Origin of the sequence: Salinisphaera sp. T31B1, from assembly GCF_040361275.1 — a bacterium.
Classification (GTDB): domain Bacteria; phylum Pseudomonadota; class Gammaproteobacteria; order Nevskiales; family Salinisphaeraceae; genus Salinisphaera.
The window spans coordinates 252100-272136 of the sequence record NZ_APNH01000004.1; the positions used below are offsets into that span (position 1 = coordinate 252100).

Here is a 20037-nt window from a genome sequence, read left to right on the forward strand (position 1 = left end):
CGTCCATGGCAGAAGCCAAGCTTCCCCCGCATTCGATTGAAGCCGAACAGTCCGTGATCGGTGGGCTGCTGCTTTCCGAACGGGCCTGGGACGAAGTCGCCGGACGTATCAACGAGGACGATTTCTACCGCGAGGACCATCGTCTGTTGTTCCGCGGACTGGCGGATCTCGCCGATACCGGCCAGCCGCGCGATCTGGTCACGCTCACCGAATGGCTGCGCAGCCGTGGCCTGCTCGAAAAAGCTGGCGGCGGTCCGTACCTGGGCAGTTTGGCAGCGGATATTCCCGGTGCCGCCAATATCGCTGCCTATGCCGATATCGTGCGCGAGCGCTCGATCATGCGGCAGCTGATTCGTGCGGGCGATTTCATCACCACCATGGGGTTCGATACCCAGGGCCAGACCGCGGCGGATCTTCTCGAAGCCGCTGAAAAGGAAATCTTCGCGATTGCCGAGCGGGGCCGGCGGGGCGGCGAAGGCCCGATGGGGCTGAATGCGCTGCTCACCAAGGCGGTCAATCGTATCGAGAAGCTCGTCGCCCAGGAAGGCTCGTTCTCGGGCGTACCGACCGGCCTGGCCGAGTTCGACAAGATGACCAACGGCCTACAGCCTTCGGACCTGCTGATCCTGGCCGGGCGCCCCTCGATGGGCAAGACCAGTTTCGCGATGAACATCGTCGAGAATGTGGCCATCAAGGAGAAGGTGCCGGCCGCGGTCTTTTCTCTGGAAATGTCCGCCGAGCAGCTGGTCATTCGCATGATCTCGTCGTGGGGGCGGATCGACCAGACACGTCTGCGCTCGGGGCGGCTCACCGAGGATGACTGGCCGAAAGTGACCTCGGCGATCGGGATCATGAACGAGAACGCCAAGCTGTTCATCGACGACACCCCGGCGCTGTCGCCCAGTGAGCTGCGCGCTCGCGCACGCCGGCTCAAGCGTGAGCATGACATCGGACTGGTGGTCGTCGATTATCTGCAGCTGATGCAGGTGCCCGGTACCAAGGAAAACCGTACCAACGAGATCTCCGAGATCTCGCGATCGCTCAAGGCGCTGGCCAAGGAACTCGATGTGCCGGTGATCGCGCTGTCGCAGCTCAACCGCCAGCTCGAGCAGCGCGACAACAAGCGCCCGCGCATGTCGGATCTGCGCGAATCCGGCGGTATCGAACAGGACGCCGACGTGATCATCTTCGTCTACCGTGACGAGGTGTACAACGAAGACAGCGACGACAAGGGCGTGGCCGAGATCATCATCGGCAAGCAGCGCAACGGGCCCCTGGGGACCGCCCGAACCGCGTTCCTGTCGCACTTCACGCGCTTCGAGAATCTCCAGGATCACCGCTACGACGACGACTTCCTCGAATGATCCGAGCCCAGGCTGTTATCGATCGCGCCGCATTGGCCCACAATCTCCAGCGGGTGAGGGACCACGCGCCGGGCTGCAGGGTGTATGCCGCGGTCAAGGCGGACGGCTACGGCCATGGAGCCACTACGGTCGCCCACGCTCTGCATCAGGCCGATGGCTTTGCGGTTTCGAGTCTCGACGAGGCGCTGCAACTGCGCTGGGCCGGCATCGAACAGCCGATCGCAATACTTTCACAGATGCTCGACGCCGAGAGCTGTGCGACCGCTGCCGAGCATGCGCTCGAGATCGTGATCTTCCACGACGCGCAGGTCGAGGCGCTTGCCGCCTCTGCCGGACGGCCCATACGCATCTGGGTCAAGCTGGACAGCGGCATGCATCGGTTGGGTTTCGCCTGCGAACGCGCCGATGAAATCGCGCAGCGGCTGCAGGCTCTGCCCGGTGTCCAGATCATGGGCTGGCTGACGCATTTCGCCTGTGCGGACGATCCCGACGATGGACTGACCGACCGTCAGCTGAGGGCGTTCAAAGACGCCACTCGTGGCCGAGCCGGGGACCGGTCGATGGCGAATTCCGCTGCCGTTCTGGCATGGCCCGATGCGCATGGTGATGTCGTGCGACCCGGAATCATGCTGTATGGCAGCTCGCCGATACACGACCGAAGTGCACACGTCCTCGACCTCCGGCCCGTAATGCATCTCAGCGCGCCGCTGATCGCCCGCCAGACGATTGCCGCCGGTGAGCCAATCGGTTACGGGGCAACCTGGCGCACCCCCGAGACCATGCCCGTGGGCGTGATCGGCATCGGCTATGGCGACGGCTATCCCCGCCATGCCCCCAGTGGCACACCGGTGCTGATCGGCGGCCGACGGGTGCCCCTGATCGGGCGGGTGTCGATGGACATGATCACTGTGGATCTGCGCGGCGCGGCCGATGTCCGTATCGGTGAACGTGCCACCCTCTGGGGGCCCGGACTACCGGCGGACGAGATCGCGGCGGCCGCCGGCACGATTGCCTACGAACTGTTCTGCCGACTGACGCCCCGCGTGCGTTTCAGCCTCGCCTGAGACGGGCCGCTGTTGCCTGTGTGGCTGGGGTCGTGGAGATCGTGCAACTACCACGCTATTCTATGGGCGGTTTTCAGCGGCCAGACGGTGCGGTGGGGGCCGGCCGGCCAGCGGCATAACCGGAATGGCGTTGACATTGCAGACAGGGCCGATGCAGCGCGGGCGCCGATGGACATGCCAGCTGATATGTGAGGCCCGATCGCGAATACGCAAACCGGGCTCGGATTCAGTAGCGGGAGTACAGTTTCGTGGCCATGGTGCACAGCCTCAGTGACCTGATCGTCTTCGAGAACAGTCAGGGCGTGAGAGCGCGCGGCAATCTGGTGAAGGTTTCAAGATCCACTCTGATCTTCGAAGTCTACAACCCGTATTCGATCGTCCAGCTCAGCGAAGTCCTTCACCACGTCGAGATTCGCAGCGACGATCGGGTGATCTATCGGGGTCGCGCGGTCGTCAGCGGGCTGGTCAACACGGGATTGATGCTGATTGTTTCAGCCAATCCGCTGGACGCGTGGTCCGAGCTCGCCGGGCTGGCCGGTGACAGCCAGACCATTCGGGGCAAGATTGCCGATTTCGTCGCGGACTGGCAGTCGCATCAACAGCTGCAGCCGGACTATCAGCTCAGCGTCTCGCGATTGCGCTCGTTTCTCAGCGCCACGAATCGCTGGCTCGAACATCTGGATTTCTACGGCGCGGACCGTGCCGAGGTGGCGACCGGGCTGAACGACGAATTGTTCCCCGACCTGGTCAGAGAACTCGTACCGCCTCTGCTGAACCTGCTGCAAGAGTTCGAGTACCAGGCATCGATTGTCGATGAAGAGTCTCGCACCACACATATTCGCTACGCGCAGGATGATCTTCACCCGTTGATCATGCGCGCGCCGTTCGTGCACCGGGCGTATCACAAGCCATTGGGCTACGCCGGAGACTACGAAATGGTCAACATGATGCTGCGCGATGCCCGTGAGGGGCCTACGGTGTACGCTCAGCTCATCAACACGCTGTATCTGAAGACCGGACCCGCACAAGCCCATCGCAACCGGATCGATATTCTCGTGGACTGGCTCAAGCGTCGAATCGAAGGCCAGCGTAACGTTGAGGCAGAGCAACAGCTGCGTATTCTGAATGTGGGTTGTGGCCCGGCGATCGAAATGCAGCGCCTGATACGACGCTACCGCGCTATCGAGCATTGCGATATCACGTTGGTGGATTTCAGCCAGGAAACGCTCGACTACACGCGAGAGTGTCTCGAGACCGCGAGTCAGGAAAGCGGTACGACACCGGCCATACGCTATCTGCACCAGTCCGTACACGGACTGCTCAAGCAGGCGTCATCGCAACGCCGATCCGCATCCGATACGGCTTTGGAGCCGGGATTCGATCTCATCTACTGCGCCGGCCTGTTCGATTACCTGTCCGATCGGGTCTGTGCAAGACTGCTCGGACTCTTCCACGAACTGTGCGTTCCGGGCGGCCAGGTGCTGGTCACGAACGTGCATCCGAGCAATCCATCGCGTCATGGCATGGAACACCTGTTGGAGTGGTATCTCGTCTACCGTGACGAAGCGGGCATGCGCAAACTCGGTCGCGTGTTCAAGGACTACGACGTGTTTGCCGACGAAACCGGTGTGAACGTGTTTCTGACCATCGACAAGGCGAACGAGCCGGCGAGGTGAGTCTCAAGACCGACATTGCCAGCGCTTGGGAAACCGCCGATCGAGCGGAGCGAATCAGATTTTCCAAGATTGGCTGTCTTTGGGCGTTGGTGTTGATGCCGCTGGGCGGCACGCTGGATCTGTTCGTGTATCCGAACTTTCTGTCCGAGTTCATGCTCATGCGCATCGCCAGCGATTTTGCAATTGCGGCGATATTCGCGCTCCACTTTACCTCGTGGGGTATACGGCATATAAAGGTCCTGCCGCTGGCATGGCTGTTGGTTCCGCAGCTGGCTATCGCTTACATGATCTATGCTGCCGGCGGATTCGGCTCTACCTATTATGCCGGCTTGAATCTGGCGATTCTTGCCATGGGTTTCGTCATGCCCTTTACGGTCGTCGAGTCCATCATTCTCGCAGTATTGACGTTGTGCCTGTATCTCACCGCCGGCTTGGTTCATACCGGCCCGAGCGCAGATCCCGGCCTCGTCTACAACAACGTCTATTTCATGATCATCACGGCCGTAATCAGTGCGATTGCGGTGTATTTCAACCGGCGACGGCGTTACACCGAGTTCAGGCTCAACTATGAATTGAATCTGCGCAATCGGGATCTGGCCGAGCTAGACCGGGTCAAGTCCGAGTTCTTCGCCAACATCAGCCACGAGTTCCGGACGCCGTTGACCCTGATCCTGGCACCGCTCGAACGCCTGCTGGAGGCCGAGCGGCGTCTTCCGGCTGGAGTTGCCGAATCGCTCGATCTGATACGGCAGAATGGACTTCGTTTGTTGCGCCTGGTCAATGACCTGCTGGACGTGATCCGCCTCGAAGAAGCAAAGGTGGAATTGGACCGGCGGCCGCTGCGTCTTGACACGCTGATCGATGGCGCCGTCCATGCCATGAAACAGTTGGCGCAGACTCGCGGGATCGCGCTCGAAAACCGGCCGGCAAGGTCACCCATTTATATCTCGGGGGACCGCAGCGCGCTTGAGAAAATTCTGTTTAACGTGATCGGCAACTCCCTGAAATTCACGAACGAAGGGGGGACGGTCCACGTATCGGTAGACGTCGGCGACGGTACGGCCATGGTCGCTGTCGAAGACACCGGCATCGGAATCAGTTCCGCGCATCTGCCCTACATGTTCGCGCGCTTTCGTCAGGGAGACAGCTCCGCAACGCGCAAGTATGCCGGTACGGGACTCGGGCTCGCCCTGGTCAAGGAATTTGCAGAACGTCACGGCGGCTCGGTATCGGTGACATCCGAGCTGGGTCGCGGTACCTGTGTACGAATCAGTTTGCCGACTTTGACCGAGCCCGAGATCGGGCAGGTCGAGCCAGACCGTGACCCGCCGCCATCGTTGAACTCCAGCGACTGGTTCGACGCCGCGACATCTCAATACGCCTTGTCTGCGAAAACATCCGCGATCCATGGTGATGTCGCTGGCCACGGGTCAGGCAAGACCGTACTCGTGATCGACGATGAACCTGATATGCGTCGATATCTTGTCGATCTGCTAGCCGAAGAATATCGGGTCCTGGTGGCGACGAATGGCGTCGAAGGGCTCGAGATGACGCGTCGGCACCGTCCGGACATGCTGGTCCTGGATCTCATGCTTCCCGAGATCGACGGCCTAGAAGTATGTCGCCAGATCAAGCACGATCCCGACCTTTGGTCGACGCGCATCGTGCTGTTGACCGCGCGCGCAGAAGAGCCCACCAAGCTCATGGCGCTGCGTAACGGGGCCGATGATTTCCTGACCAAGCCGTTCAGCAGCATCGAGGTGCAGACGCGGTTGCGGAATCTTGCCCGCTCGGTGGACCTGGAAGCGGATCTGCGCCGCCGCCACGCGGAACTGCAAGCCACCGTGGGCGAACTGCGTGAAACCCAGCATCAGCTGATCCATAGTGAAAAGCTCAACGCACTCGGACGGCTTTCGGCCGGGCTGCTGCATGAGATCAACAATCCGTTGAACTACACGCTCACCGCATTGGAGTTCGCACGCAACGACCCGGCGGTGGCGAACGAGCCGGATCTGTCTGAAACGCTGGCCGACGTCGACGATGGCATGCAACGAATTCGCGGCATCGTCAAGGAGCTTCGAGCCTTTGCTTACCCGTCCAAGAACGAGAACGTCGTGTTCGATCTCGAGAGCTCGATCCGTGCGGCGCACCAGATCCTCAGCCATGACCGTGGGGATATCAGCGTAAACATCGAAACAGAGGACGGCCTGTCGGTCATGGGCTCGCAGAACCACGTGACCCAAGTTATCGTGAATCTGCTGTCCAACGCCTTCAAGGCTCTGAGGTCGATGTCCGAACAACGCCCCGGTCAGGTCAAGATCGTCGCGTGTCGCCATGCCGGCCGCGTTCTGGTCGCCGTGAGAGACAACGGCCCGGGGATCGAGGAGCCGGCCAGAGAGCGCATTTTCGATCCGTTCTATACCACGGCCGACGTCGGTCAGGGCATGGGTATGGGCCTGAGCGTATGTCAGACGATCGTCAACAATCATGGTGGCCGACTTCGGGTCGATAGCCAGCCCGGCGCTTGGACCGAGTTCGTCTTCGACCTGACGCCGGCCGCGGTCGACACGGATGGTTCAGCCGAACCGGATCGGCAAACGGCGGCGGCCAGCCGATGAGCTCGGTTCACGGCGCACCCATGGTGCTGTTCATCGACGACGAGCCACTGATCCGCAAATACTTCGAGCGCGCCTTCGGGCGCGACATGAATGTCTGCTGCGCGGCCAGCGGCGAGGAAGCGCGGCTCATTCTGGCGGATCCGGACAGCCAGATCGCCGTGGTGATGACCGATCAGCGCATGCCCGTCGAGGACGGCGTCACGCTGCTGGGCCATGTCAAGGATGAATGGCCTCAGATCGTGCGAATACTCACCACCGCCTACAGCGAGATAGAAGACGCGATCGCTGCGGTCAATTCCGGCGAGATCTGGCGCTATGTCACCAAACCCTGGGACTTCGACGAACTGCGCACGCTGTTGCATTCGGCGCTCGAGGTCTATCATGCCCGCGCGTACGAGGCGACGCTGTTGGCCGAGCGGCGGCGCGGCATGATGATGGTGGCCAGCCATATCGCCCACGAGATGCGTACCCCGCTGCGCAGCATCCATTCCGCGGCAACCGGCATCGAGCGTTATCTGCCCCGTCTGCTGGCCGGCTACGATTGGGCCATTCAGGCGGGCGCCGAGATCGAGCCGATGACTCAGCGCCACCGGGATGTCCTCGCCCAGGCGGCGCTGGGCATGCAGCGGGTGGCGGACCGGGCCAACGGGCTGATTGATCTGTTGCTGGCCAACGCCGGCGCCTACCGTATCGATGCCGAGGCGTTCGAGCGCTGCGACATGGTCGAGTGTGTCGATGTCGTACTGCGAGACTTTCCCTTCGGCGAACGGGAACGCGAACTGGTTCACTGGTCGCCGGGGCCGGGATTCGAATTCGTGGGCTCGTTCAGTTTGATGGTGTTCGTGCTGCAGAATCTGTTGCGCAATGCGCTACAGGCGATAGCGGCCGCCGGCCAGGGCGAGATCGTGATCTGGACGCGGTGTGGGGCGGGTTACAACGGGCTGCATATGCGCGATACCGGCATCGGCATCGAGCGAGAACACCTGCCCAGAATCTTCGACGATTTCACCAGTTTTGCAGGCGCGCGACATAGTGCAGGCGTTGGATTGGGCTTCTGTCGTAAGGTGATTACCAGTTTCGGCGGCCATATCGACTGCCACAGCGAACATCGACGCTATACCCAGTTCGATCTGTGGCTGCCCGTCTGCCAGGTCCAGCAGACCGCTTTCTAGAAAGGCACGCACTCCATGACCGATTCCCTGATCTCGGACTATGCCATTCTCTACGTCGACGACGAGCAGATGGCACTCAAGTATTTTCGTCGTTTCGTGGACCGCGAGTTCACGGTGCATACGGCTACCAGCGTGGACGAGGCGCTGGCCATCCTCGATCGTGAGGGGGCATCGATCGGCGTGTTGATCACCGATCAACGCATGCCCGGCCAGTCCGGCGTCGATCTGCTGAAAAAGGTGCGCGCCCGGTGGCCCCATATCGTGCGCATGCTGACCACAGCCTATGCCGATCTCGAAGACGCCATCGAAGCGGTCAACCGTGGCGAGATATTCCGGTACCTGACCAAGCCATGGGAAACCCAGACGCTGCGCACCGAACTGCGCCAGGCCATGGAAATGTTCACGCTACGCCAGGAGCGCGCAGCGCTGATGCGCGAGAAGATGAGCGTATGGCAGCGTCTGGTTCAGCTGGGGCGGCTGCGCGATCTGGTGATCATGGCCCATAGCCTGGGTGGGCTGACCCGCAGCGACCGCGCAGTAATGGCCTTTCTCGAGGCGCATCTGGCGGGCGGCGATGCGCCGCTGGCGTCCGCCGAGCAACTCGATCTGTGGGAGGTCACCGAATTCGAGATCGAGCGGTCGATCGCGATCGTTGAGCACGTCCGTGATGCCATCGACGAGGAAACGATCTCCCCAACGAATCCACCCCGGCCATCGACCGGTCAGGCGCTGGTCGATCTGGCGCGAGCCGCCGGCTTGATCGTAAACGCCGAAGACGCCGACCGGGCACGGACCTGGGTTACCGATGACGCCAGCGTCGCGCGGCTGTGTCGCGCACTCGCGAACGCAAACACCGGTCCCGATGCGCTGGTCGTCACGATCTCTCACGATCACGCTGGTTGGCTTTTGTCCTGGCGGAATACGCCGGACGACGATCGGACGCGTCAGGCGGCGCTGCTGAGCGTTTATCTATTGGCCTATCATCTCGGCGGGGAGGTCTCGGTGACCGGCGCCGACACCGAACGTGGCTATAGTGTTCGTCTGCCGACCGAACGCGCCGCGTGTGTCGAATCGGCACCGCCGGACGGGTGGCTGAGTTCGTTGCTCGTGCGTCTCGAGGGCTGGGACTGACCCCTGGCCAAAGCCCGACCGGCGTCGACGCGCGGCGTTCAGGACAGACGGATGGGGCTGGGCGCGTCACCGGCGCGCGGCGTACGACGGCGCTTGCGTTCGTCGCGTGCATCCGTCGACAGGTGCTGGGCGAAGAATGCCAGTTGATCGGCGCTGGACTGACGGAACCCCGCGCCGCGGTAGATATCGAAATGGCCGATCCGGTAGTGGCGTTCGGTGGCACGATCACCCGCATGCAAGGCGGCGGCTTCTGCGGCATAGGTCGGGGCCACCGAATCCTCGTCGCATATCTGGATCAGCACAGGGCAGGCGAGCCGGTTGGCGCGCCTGCCCGGACGATAGAACGCCAGGGTCAGGGCAAAACGGGCCGCGATCTCGTTGCGCCAGTCGTCGGGCACGATTGCCAGGTATCCGTCGTAGGCATCAGCGCTACTCATGGCCGCGAGTGTGCCCGGGCGTCCGACGATCGGAATATAGTAAGGGTCGGCGCCGGCGAGGTTGGCGATGGCATCGCGGGTACCCGCCCAGGCCAGCCGAAGCAGATGCCAGGTGCCGGCATAGGCCCGCAGGTTGAGCACAGCGGCCAGCCCGTCCATGAGGGGGCCCTGGGCGGTCACGGCGGCGATGCGCTTGTCGGCTACGGCGGCGGCGATCACGTGGCCGCCCGAGAACGAACTGCCCCAGAGGGCGATACGCTCGGCGTCAACGTCGAGCTGGCGCCGGGCGACGCTGATCGCGACCTTCCAGTCGTGTAGCTGCCGCCGTACCGACATCAGTTGGCGCGGTTCGCCATCGCTGGCGCCAAAATGCCGATAGTCGAACAGGAACACGGCCAGACCGGCGTCGGCGAAGCGCTCGGCATAGGGTGTCAGGCCAGCGTCGCGCGTACCGCCCAACCCATGGGCCATGACCACACAAGGCACGCCGTCGGAATGACGAAATGCATCGCTGCGAGGCCGATAGAACCACGCCCGGCAGGTCGTGCCCTGGCTTACGAAATCGATATCCAGACGCTCGTGCATAGTCCCCGGAAAGTAGTGTGCAGGCCCGATCGGCGAACGTTGCGGCCTGGCCGGAACGCGTCCCGGACTCGGGGCGTGCATCAATGAAGAACAGCGCCTAGTATGCCGGTTTGTTCCGGCCCGGCGAAGTCGGGGCGCCGGCGGGCGCGGGGGGGCCGAGGCCTGCCGCCCGACGCGTGCCTTGCCTGACGCCGCTGCGCGGTGCCCGTATCGCGATGTGCGTCGAGCCAACCGGCGGCCGGGCACGGTGCGCGTTCGCCCGGACGCACCACGAGGTTGATCATGGCGCGACAGAAATCGATATTCGTATGTGAGAGCTGCGGGGCGACCCACCCGAAATGGGCCGGCCAGTGCAGCGATTGTGGTGCCTGGAATACGCTGGTCGAGAGCGTGGCCGCGGCGCCGGCCAAACCGGGGGCCAGCGCGCCGGCCTCGTTCGCTGATCATGCGCCGCGGGTCGAACGCCTGAATGCGATCCAGCCGCGCGAGACCGCTCGCACGCCGACTGGGCTGTCGGAGCTCGATCGTGTGCTGGGCGGCGGTCTGGTCGCCGGTTCGGTCATTCTGATCGGTGGCGACCCGGGTATCGGCAAGTCGACGCTTCTGTTGCAGGTGCTCGCCCAGCTGTCGGCGGCCATTCCGGCGCTCTATGTCACCGGCGAGGAGTCGCTCGAACAGGTCCATCTGCGCGCGCAGCGGCTGGGCGTCGGCCAGGCCGAGCTGGCGGTGCTGGCCGAAACCTGTGTCGAACGCGTACTCGCGCTGGCCAAGCCGCAGGCGCCGCGGCTGATGGTGATCGACTCCATTCAGACCGTGTTTTCGCAGGCGCTGACCTCGGCGCCGGGCAGCGTATCGCAGGTGCGCGAATCGGCCTCGATGCTCGTGCGTTTTGCCAAGGCCACCGGCACGGCGCTGATTCTGGTCGGGCACGTCACCAAGGAAGGCACGATTGCCGGTCCGCGCGTGCTCGAGCATATGGTGGATACGGTGTTGTATTTCGAAGCCGAAGCCTCCAGCCGGTTCCGGGTGATCCGGGCCGTGAAGAACCGTTTCGGCGCGGTCAACGAGCTCGGCGTGTTCGCCATGTCCGGCGCCGGGCTCAAGCAGGTCACCAATCCGAGTGCGATCTTTCTGTCACGGCACGAGACCGCTGTGCCCGGCAGCGCCGTCATGGTGACCCGCGAAGGCTCGCGGCCAATGCTGGTTGAAGTACAGGCACTGGTAGACGGCTCGCAGCTTCACAATCCACGTCGGGTCGCCCTCGGTCCGGACTCACAGCGTCTGGCGATGCTGCTTGCGGTATTGCATCGCCATGGCGGGATCGCCCTGGGCGATCAGGACGTGTTCGTCAATGTAGTCGGCGGCATGCGTGTCTCCGAGACGGCCGCCGATCTGGCAGTGCTGCTCGCTGCGCTGTCGAGTTTTCGCGACCGGCCGTTGGGCGAGAAGCTCGTGGTGTTCGGCGAGGTCGGTCTGGCCGGCGAGATCCGGCCGGTACCCGGGGGTGAGGAGCGCCTGGCCGAGGCCGCAAAGCACGGGTTCACTCGGGCAATCGTGCCCCGGTCCAATACGCCGCGCAGCGCACGGATCGGCGAGTTGCAGATCGTGGGCGTCGGGCGCCTCGATGAGGCGATCGACGCGGTGCGCTGAGCCCGGCCGAGCCGTTGCGCCGTTCGGTCAGGCGGATTCGTCGTCGCGTAGCGCGGTCTCTCCGGCGGGGCGCTTGCGCAGACGCCGCTTGGGTGGGCGTACGCGCACGGTCGTGACCAGGTTCGCGCGCGTCTGGGCGATCTCAAGCACGTATTTGCCGACCTTGAGCTTGGTGCCGGGCTGCGGGATGGTCTCCAGGTGTTCGGTGATCAGCCCGTTCATGGTCTTGGGCCCGTCCACCGGCAGCTTCCAGTTCATCGCGCGATTAAGCGCCCGCAGGGTGACCGTGCCGTCGACGAGATAGCTGTCGTCGGCATCCATATAGACGTTCTTCACCCGCGTGGCCGGATCGGTGGTGAATTCGCCGACGATCTCCTCGAGGATATCCTCCAGCGTGACCAGACCCTGGATATCGCCATACTCGTCGACCACGAACCCGATCCGCCGTTTCTGGTTCTGGAAGTTGAGCAACTGCTGGTTCAACGGCGTGCCCTCGGGCACGAAATACGGCTCCCGTGCCAGGCCGAGCAGGGCGTTCTTGTCCAGGTCGTCGTTGGAAACCAGCGCCAGTACCCGCCGCATATGCACGATGCCGGCGAGCTCGTCGATCGAGCCGTCGAACAAAGGCAGGCGCGTGTGCTGGTTGTGGACCAGCTGGTCTAGGATCTCGGGCCAGGACTTGCTGATATCGATGCCCACGATCTCGTTGCGTGGAATCATGATGTCTTCGACCGTGGCTTTCTCCATATCCAGGATCGACAGCAGCATCTGCTGATGGCGTCTGGGTATCATCGCCCCGGCTTCGGTGACCACGGTGCGCAGTTCCTCCGACGACAGCGAATGCGCGGCGGCGTCCTCGGCCGACACACGGAACAGGCGCAGGATGCTGTTGCCGGCCATGTTGACCACCCAGACCAGTGGCCAGGCGATGCGCAGCAGGGGCTTGTAGACATACGACGCCGGGTAGGCGAACCGCTCCGGGTGCAGCGCAGCCAGTGTCTTGGGCGTGACTTCGGAAAAGATCAGGACGACGACCGTGAGCGCGACAGTCGCTACCAGCACGCCGAAGTCTCCGTACAAACGGATCCCGATGACCGTGGCCACCGCCGAGGCAGCGATGTTGACCAGATTGTTGCCGAGCAGAATCAAGCCAATGAGACGATCGGGCCGTTCGAGCAGGGTGGCTGCGCGCGTGGCGCCGCCGTGGCCGCTTTTGGCCAGATGCTTCATCCGGTAGCGATTGAGCGTCATCAGCCCGGTCTCGGAGCCCGAGAAGAAGGCCGACAGCATCAGCATGAGGATCAGAATGCCGAACAGGATCGGCAGCGAAATGGCGTCCAAGAACTCGAGCCCGTATTCAAATGGAGTGGCGCAGGACGGCGGCGATGAATGTCGCCGGGGCGCTGGCTACCAATGTTCGCCCAGAATGAGCTCGAGCACCAACTTGCTGCCGAAGTAGGCCAGCACCAGCAAACCATAGCCGGCCAGTGCACCGCGGACCGCCACGCGACCGCGCCAGCCGTAGCGCCAGCGTCCGTAGAGCAGCACCGCAAAGAACAGCCACGCCACCAGCGACAGGATCGTCTTGTGGGCCAGATGCTGGGCGAACAGGTGATCGATGAACAGCGTGCCGGTGGCAATGGCCAGGCTGAGCATGAAGAATCCGCTGCCGATCAAGCGGAACAGCAGGGTCTCCATGGTCTGCAGTGGCGGCAGCGATACAAACATGCCCGAGGGCGGGCGACGGCGCAGCTGGCGATGCTGGAGGGCAAGCACACCAGCCTGGACCGCGCCCAGCGTAAGCAGCCCGTAGGCCAGCACGGACAGCAGGATATGAACCTGCAAGGGCCAGGCCAGCGACTCGGTCGCACTGTGGGTGTCGGGCACCAGCAGTCCGGCGATCGCACAGACGGCGGCTACCGGATAGATCACCAGTCCAAGAGCGCCGACCGATTCCCGCAGTGAGAAGAGCCACAGCAGCAGCGCGGCCTGCCAGGCGAACAGCGATAGCGCCGTGCCCAAGCCAATGACCAGCATGCCGGCATGCAGGCTGATATGGATCAGCGCGATCAGCTGTGCGGTCAGGCCCAGTGCAGCCAAAGCCGTGACGTGCCAGTAAGCACGCCCGTCGGCCAAATGCCGCCATACGGCGCCGGCCGCGCCGGCATAGGCCAGCGCGGCTACGATCACTTCCAGTATGACTAGCGCCATGGCGCTCGATCGGGCAGGGCAGACATGCGGCTATTGTGCCGTATTTGAACGGGCTTTGAAGGGCTTGTGTTCGTTCAGGCGCACGCTTCGGGCTCTCGCGTGTGGCGGGCCGATTTTTCGTGAGCGGCCGGCGGGCCGGTATACTGATCCGATACAGACCTGCATCGATGAAGCGCACCCATGTTCGACAGTCTCAGTGATCGGCTCAATCGCAGTTTCCAGACGATTCGCGGTCGTGGCCGGCTGACCGAAGACAATATCAAGGCCACGCTGCGCGAAGTGCGCATGGCGCTGCTCGAGGCCGACGTCGCGCTGCCGGTGGTCAAGCAGTTTGTCGAGGATATCCGGGCCCGGGCGGTCGGCAACGAGGTCATGACCAGCCTCACGCCCGGTCAGGCGCTGATCAAGATCGTCAAGGACGAGCTCACCGCGCTGTTGGGCGAGGCAAACGAAGGCCTGGATCTGCGGGTCAAGCCGCCGGCCGTCGTGCTGATGGCCGGGCTGCAGGGCGCAGGCAAGACCACATCCACGGGCAAACTTGCGCGTTATCTCAAGCAGCGCGAGAAGAAATCCGTGCTGGTGGTCTCGACCGACGTGTATCGGCCGGCGGCCATCGATCAGTTGCGGCGTGTGGCCGCCGACGTCGAAGTCGACTTCCACCCGAGTGCGGCGACGGACAAGCCGCTGGCGATCGCCAAGTCGGCCATGGACGCGGCCCGTCGCGGTTTCTACGACGTGCTCATCGTCGATACGGCGGGGCGTCTGGGTATCGACGACAAGATGATGGCCGAGATCCGCGGCCTCAATGATGCACTGAACCCGGCCGAAACGCTGTTCGTGGTCGATGCCATGACCGGCCAGGACGCGGCCAACACCGCCAAGGCCTTCGGTGATGCGCTGCCGCTGACCGGCGTGGTGCTGACCAAGGTCGATGGCGATGCCCGCGGCGGCGCTGCGCTGTCGGTGCGCCAGATCACTGGCAAGCCGATCAAGTTCCTTGGCGTGGGCGAAAAGCTCGAAGCACTCGAGCCGTTCCATCCGGACCGCGTGGCGTCGCGCATCCTGGGGATGGGCGATGTGCTCTCACTGGTCGAAGAGGCCGAGCAGAAGGTCGACCGCGCCAAGGCCGAGAAGCTGGCCAAGAAACTCAAGAAGGGTAAGGGCTTCGACCTGAACGATCTGGCTGACCAGCTGCGGCAGATGCAGGAGATGGGCGGGCTGGGCGCGCTCATGGACAAGATGCCCGGCGGTGGCCAGATGCCCAAGGGCATGGCAGCGGCAGCCGACGATACCCAGGTCAAGCGCATGCTGGCCATTGTCGATTCGATGACGGCCCAGGAGCGCGCGTTTCCCGATGTGATCAAGTCGTCCCGCAAACGACGTATCGCCGGTGGCTCCGGCACACAGGTTCAGGATGTCAACCGACTGCTCAAGCAGCATCTGCAGATGCGCAAGATGATGAAAAAACTCAAGGGCGGCGGCATGAAAAAGATGATGCGCGCCATGCAGGGCATGGGCGGCGGGGGCGGTATGCCCGGCATGGGGGGCGGCGGCCTGCCGCCCGGCATGGGCCGATAGACACGCGTCGAGACAACGCCGGGCTCTGTCGTGGAGCACATATCGGTCGTTCGGGCACGAGACAGTATCCGGACACCGGCGCATGCCGGTCGAAGACCGGTGGCGGGGTTTCGTCGTTCAGGCCGCAAGCCCGGTCCGAAATGGCCGGGATCACACCGCGCAGTTCCCCCTGGCGACGGGTGACCGGACGAGCGTTGGTCGGGCTCCCGGGCGATCATCGCTCGAGGCTTTTCCGATACTTCCATTTCCCGCGTATTGGCGTACAATGCGCGATCTTTACGGGTGCCGGCATTATGTTCCGGTACTGGCTGATTCAATTCCAAACGGCATAACTGGCTATGGTCAAAATCCGGCTGCAGCGTGGCGGCGCCAAGAAGCGTCCTTTCTATCACATCGTCGTCACCGACCAGCGCTACGCGCGCGACGGGCGCTATATCGAGCGTCTGGGTTTCTTCAACCCGGTGGCGATCGGCGGCGAAGTACCCCTGCGCCTGGACGTCGAACGCGTCGAGTACTGGAAGGGCCAGGGCGCCCAGCTTTCCGAGCGCGTGACCAATCTGGTCAAGTTCTTCAATCGCCACGGCGAGGGCGAAGCGGCCAAGCGTGCGGCGCCGCCCGTGTCCAAGGCCAAGGAAGCCAAGAAGCAGGAAGTGCCGGCCGGCGAGACCGGGGACGTCTCTGACGCCGCGGCCGAAACGAGCGCCGAACAGACCAACAACGCCGCCGAATAGGCGACGTCGCCGGGCATGAGTGAGGCGCACCCGCCTATCGTGCTCGGCCGGGTCAACGGATTGTTCGGTGTCCGCGGCTGGGTGAAAGTCTATTCCTATACCCGGCCGGCCGATAATCTGCTCGACTTCGACCAGTGGCTATTGGGCCGCCAGGATGCCTGGCGGCCTTTTCGCGTTCTGGAAGCGCGTACCCAGGGCAAGACGCTGGTCGCCCGCCTCGCCGAGGCCGAATCCGGTGCGGTGGACGACCGTGATGCGGCCGCCGAACTCATCGACCTCGATATCGCGGTGCCCCGTACGGCCATGCCGGCGCTTGGCGAGGGGGAATACTACTGGTTCGATCTGGTCGGCCTGGACGTGTACAGCCGTGCCGGCGAGCCGCTCGGGCGAGTGACCGGCATGATGGAGACCGGTGCGAACGATGTGCTGGTGTTGACCGGCGATCGTGAGCGTCTGGTGCCGTTCGTGGTTGGCGAGATCATCGACGAGGTGGATATCGCCGGCGGCCGGATCGTGGCCGACTGGGAACCGGACTACTGAAGGCCCAGTCGTGACGCTGCGTATCGACGTGGTCAGCCTGTTCCCCGAGTGGATCGGGCAGCTGGAGCAGTTCGGCGTGGTCGGTCGCGGTCTGCGAGCCTCGACGCTGGAACTGGCCAGCTGGAACCCGCGCGATTGTGCCGACAATGCGAACCGGCGCGTCGACGATCGTCCTTACGGCGGCGGGCCGGGCATGGTCATGCAGGCCGAGCCGCTGGCCCGGACCATCGAACGTGTTCGCGCTGCACGCGCCGATACGCATGCGCCGGTAATCATGCTCTCGCCGCAGGGCGAACGCTTCGACCAGCGCTGGGCCGAGCGCCTGGCTGCAGGGCCCGGCTTCGTGCTGGTGTGCGGGCGCTACGAAGGCGTCGATCAGCGCTTCGTCGATCGTCATGTCGATATCGCGCTGTCGGTTGGCGACGTGGTGCTGTCCGGCGGCGAATTGCCGGCGATGATGATCGTCGATGCGGTCGCCCGCCTGGTCGACGGAGTATTGGGTGATGCACGCTCGGCGCAACAGGATTCGTTCGTCGAGGGTCGGCTCGACCATCCGCATTACACGCGGCCGGCGCAGGCGCTGGGAGAAGACGTGCCGACGGTGTTGATGTCCGGCGATCACGCCAGGATCGAACGCTGGCGTCTCAAGCAGGCGCTCGGTAGCACCTGGCTTTACCGGCCCGACCTGCTCGCCGAACTGGATCTGAGCGCCGATCAGTCGCGTCTGCTGGCCGAGTTTGTTGCCGAGCAGACCGCGCCACCGAAATGAAGCACTTTGTCGTTGAAAGATTTTGCCCGCAGAGGGCGAAATACGCGGTCAGTTCCGGTATACTGCCGCGTCTTTCGGAGCCACCGGCGGCCACCGACGGCACACGAGAACTCAACAGAGACAGGCCATGAGCAATATCATCGACGAACTGGAAGCCGAACAGCAGAGCGGCAAGAACATTCCCGAATTCTCGGCGGGCGATACCGTGACCGTGCAGGTCCGGGTCAAGGAAGGCGAGCGTGAGCGCCTGCAGGCCTTCGAGGGCGTGGTCATCGCCAAGCGCAACCGCGGCCTGAACTCGGCGTTCACGGTGCGCAAGATCTCCCACGGCGAAGGCGTCGAGCGCGTATTCCAGACATTCTCGCCCAATCTGGCCGAGGTCAAGGTCCTGCGCCGCGGCGACGTGCGTCGCGCCAAACTGTATTACCTGCGTGAGCGCAGCGGCAAGTCCGCGCGTATCAAGGAAAAGCTGTAACGATCACGCGGCGTACGCGCCGCGATCTTCAGCCGCTTCGGCATGGCCGAAGCCGAAAAAAGGCGCCTTCGAGGCGCCTTTTTCGTGACCGGCATCTGTCAATTCAAGCGCCGGCCCAGCGCGGCGGTCTGTCTGTCAGGGCCCCAGTACTCGGATGACGCCGACCATACGCTGCTGCCAGAAATCGTCGTCCAGATCGATGAGGCTCACGCCCTGTTCGCCGTTGACGGCCGGCGAGGCCAGGATCGCCTCGCCGGTATCGCGATACAGGCCCACCAGAAGACGGTCGCCCGTAGCCGGTGTGTCGACGCGAAAGAACACCAGATCGCCGGGCGCGGCTTCCGAGAGGTCGATCGGTTTGCCGGCCTCGAGCTGGGCCTGGGTTTCGCGTGGCAGGCTCGCCCCGGCGCCGCGATAGGCGTAGTAGGTCAGACCGCTGTCGTCGAAGGCGTCGGGGCCGACGGCGTTGGCCTGGTACGGTGCGTCGAGCTGTTCGAGCGCGTAGGCCGTGATGGCAGCCCGGGTGTCTGCCGGCAGCGCGATCTCGCCGTGAGGGGCCGTCCCAGTGGGCGTGGCGGCGGACTCGGCCGCCGTCGCGTGCGGGGGCGCACCGCTGCAGCCTGACAGCACGAGCAAGGCAGAGATACCCAGGGCGATATACGCCCCGGGTCTGAGGATCGCTTGATTGGCATTCATGCTCGCATGATGCCTCAAGCGCGCTGGGTACGCCTAGGGCTAGACCGGCTCGTTCGGGCGCAGATCGATCGCCGCCGCCCGTCCCGATCAGATCGCGCGGTGGGCGACCTGGCTTTCCACATGAGCATCGCGCGGCCCTTCGTCGGCAATCAGCGCATCGAGATACTTCTCGGCGTCGAGCGCGGCCATGCAACCTGTGCCCGCCGAGGTGATCGCCTGGCGATAGACATGATCCATGACGTCTCCGGCGGCGAACACGCCGGGTTGGCTCGTGGCGGTCGCATTGCCCTGGGTGCCACTGGCCACCTTGATGTATCCGCCTTCCATGTCGAGCTGGCCGGCAAAGATATCGGTGTTGGGTTTGTGGCCGATCGCGATGAAGATGCCATCGACTGCCAGCTCCTGTGTCTGACCGCTGGTCTTGTGGCGAATACGTCCGCCGGTCACGCCCATTTCGTCGCCCAGCACTTCGTCGAGCTCGTGATCCCACACGATGGTGACGTTGCCGTGGGCGGCCTTATCGAACAGCTTGTCGGCGAGAATCTTTTCGCCTCGGAACTTGTCGCGACGATGCACGACGGTGACATGGGCGGCGAGATTGGACAGATACAGCGCTTCTTCGAGCGCGGTATTGCCGCCGCCGATCACGGCGACGTTCTTGCCCTTATAGAAAAAACCGTCGCAGGTGGCGCAGGCAGAAATACCCTTGCCCATGAAAGCGGTTTCCGATTCCAGCCCCAGATATCGTGCAGTGGCTCCGGTGGCGATGATCAGCGCGTCGCAGGTGTACACACCGCGATCGCCTTCGAGGCGATAGGGCGGGCTTGCCAGCTCCGTCGTGTGGATATGATCGAACAGGATCTCGGTGTCGAAGCGCTTGGCGTGCGCCTCCATGCGCTGCATCAGCCCGGGGCCCTGCAGCCCCTCGACATCGCCGGGCCAATTGTCCACATCGGTGGTGGTCATGAGCTGGCCGCCTTGTTCCATACCGGTGATCAGCACCGGCGACAGGTTCGCGCGCGCCGCGTACACCGCCGCGGTATAGCCGGCCGGGCCGGAGCCGAGAATGATCAGACGATGATGTACAACGGGTTTATCGGACGTCTCTAGGCTCATTGTCGCTTCCATGCGCCGTGGCAGGCCGCGCCTGCGTGGAATGGTTTCAGGCTGGCTTAGATGCGGCGGATCATGCCGCAATTCAAGTCGCGGCACCGACCGCGAGTCGCTACACTGCCACGCGTCGGCGGCGTTTGCATCCGCGTAGGGCGGGTGGTCATATCGTCTTGCCTTTGCGTGTGCGTGCCGGTGCGGGTGGTGGTACCGACACCCGGGCTGCGCGT

At 63.6% G+C, this 20037-nt stretch carries 16 protein-coding genes and 1 pseudogene; 12 read left to right on the forward strand and 5 right to left on the reverse strand.

Annotated features, from left to right (window positions below):
* Positions 1-5: 5 nt before the first annotated feature.
* From dnaB to T31B1_RS15920, 6 genes are all read left to right on the forward strand, one after another.
* Entirely contained in the window at positions 6-1364 is a 1359-nt protein-coding gene (gene dnaB / locus T31B1_RS15895) for a replicative DNA helicase (RefSeq protein WP_353250508.1), read from the forward strand.
* Positions 1361-2428, forward strand: coding sequence for an alanine racemase (gene alr / locus T31B1_RS15900; protein WP_353250509.1), 1068 nt, complete (start codon positions 1361-1363; stop codon positions 2426-2428). Before dnaB ends, alr begins: the two co-directional genes overlap by 4 nt.
* A 248-nt stretch (positions 2429-2676) precedes the next feature.
* Positions 2677-4104 carry a class I SAM-dependent methyltransferase gene (locus T31B1_RS15905; RefSeq protein WP_353250510.1) on the forward strand — a complete coding sequence of 476 codons (1428 nt, stop codon included), beginning with the start codon at positions 2677-2679 and terminating at the stop codon, positions 4102-4104.
* A gap of 95 nt (positions 4105-4199) precedes the next feature.
* Positions 4200-6722, forward strand: coding sequence for an ATP-binding protein (locus T31B1_RS15910; protein WP_502951022.1), 2523 nt, complete (start codon positions 4200-4202; stop codon positions 6720-6722).
* Positions 6719-7894 (forward strand): ATP-binding protein, encoded by a 1176-nt coding sequence (locus T31B1_RS15915; RefSeq protein ID WP_353250512.1) that lies wholly within the window; start codon positions 6719-6721, stop codon positions 7892-7894. The genes T31B1_RS15910 and T31B1_RS15915 overlap by 4 nt, the downstream gene beginning before the upstream one ends.
* A 15-nt stretch (positions 7895-7909) precedes the next feature.
* Positions 7910-9025 (forward strand): response regulator, encoded by a 1116-nt coding sequence (locus tag T31B1_RS15920; protein ID WP_353250513.1) that lies wholly within the window; start codon positions 7910-7912, stop codon positions 9023-9025.
* A 38-nt stretch (positions 9026-9063) separates the two neighbouring features.
* Here T31B1_RS15920 and T31B1_RS15925 read toward each other — a convergent pair whose 3' ends face one another.
* Complete coding sequence (locus tag T31B1_RS15925; protein ID WP_353250514.1) at positions 9064-10047, reverse strand: alpha/beta hydrolase; 984 nt, start codon at positions 10045-10047, stop codon at positions 9064-9066.
* Positions 10048-10329: 282 nt separating this feature from the next.
* On the opposite strand from T31B1_RS15925, the gene radA reads away from it, so the two are divergent.
* Positions 10330-11697, forward strand: coding sequence for a DNA repair protein RadA (gene radA, locus T31B1_RS15930; protein WP_353250515.1), 1368 nt, complete (start codon positions 10330-10332; stop codon positions 11695-11697).
* 27 nt (positions 11698-11724) lie between these two features.
* Here the strand turns inward: radA and T31B1_RS15935 are convergent, their stop codons facing one another.
* Together T31B1_RS15935 and T31B1_RS15940 are read right to left on the reverse strand one after the other, a co-directional pair.
* The gene (locus T31B1_RS15935; protein ID WP_353250516.1) at positions 11725-13038 is read right to left on the reverse strand and encodes an HlyC/CorC family transporter; all 1314 of its coding nucleotides are present in this window, start codon (positions 13036-13038) and stop codon (positions 11725-11727) included.
* A gap of 66 nt (positions 13039-13104) precedes the next feature.
* On the reverse strand, positions 13105-13908 hold the full coding sequence (locus T31B1_RS15940; protein ID WP_353250517.1) for a cytochrome C assembly family protein: 804 nt from the start codon (positions 13906-13908) through the stop codon (positions 13105-13107).
* Between the two features lie 180 nt (positions 13909-14088).
* Between T31B1_RS15940 and ffh the strand changes: the two genes are divergently transcribed.
* The 5 genes and pseudogenes from ffh to rplS all read left to right on the forward strand — a co-directional run bounded on the left by ffh (position 14089) and on the right by rplS (position 18001).
* On the forward strand, positions 14089-15486 hold the full coding sequence (gene ffh, locus T31B1_RS15945) for a signal recognition particle protein (RefSeq protein ID WP_353250518.1): 1398 nt from the start codon (positions 14089-14091) through the stop codon (positions 15484-15486).
* Between the two features lie 338 nt (positions 15487-15824).
* Positions 15825-16061, forward strand: a pseudogene (gene rpsP / locus T31B1_RS15950) (30S ribosomal protein S16); the annotation flags it as partial.
* A 171-nt stretch (positions 16062-16232) separates the two neighbouring features.
* Positions 16233-16757, forward strand: a complete 525-nt coding sequence (gene rimM, locus T31B1_RS15955; RefSeq protein WP_353250519.1) for a ribosome maturation factor RimM — start codon at positions 16233-16235, stop codon at positions 16755-16757.
* Positions 16758-16773: 16 nt separating this feature from the next.
* Positions 16774-17526 carry a tRNA (guanosine(37)-N1)-methyltransferase TrmD gene (gene trmD / locus T31B1_RS15960; RefSeq protein ID WP_353250698.1) on the forward strand — a complete coding sequence of 251 codons (753 nt, stop codon included), beginning with the start codon at positions 16774-16776 and terminating at the stop codon, positions 17524-17526.
* A 127-nt stretch (positions 17527-17653) separates the two neighbouring features.
* On the forward strand, positions 17654-18001 hold the full coding sequence (gene rplS / locus T31B1_RS15965) for a 50S ribosomal protein L19 (RefSeq protein ID WP_353250520.1): 348 nt from the start codon (positions 17654-17656) through the stop codon (positions 17999-18001).
* Between the two features lie 135 nt (positions 18002-18136).
* On the opposite strand, the gene T31B1_RS15970 is transcribed toward rplS, so the two are convergent.
* Positions 18137-18697 carry a C40 family peptidase gene (locus tag T31B1_RS15970; protein WP_353250521.1) on the reverse strand — a complete coding sequence of 187 codons (561 nt, stop codon included), beginning with the start codon at positions 18695-18697 and terminating at the stop codon, positions 18137-18139.
* An 87-nt stretch (positions 18698-18784) separates the two neighbouring features.
* Positions 18785-19813 carry a thioredoxin-disulfide reductase gene (gene trxB / locus T31B1_RS15975; protein WP_353250522.1) on the reverse strand — a complete coding sequence of 343 codons (1029 nt, stop codon included), beginning with the start codon at positions 19811-19813 and terminating at the stop codon, positions 18785-18787.
* Positions 19814-20037: the final 224 nt, after the last annotated feature.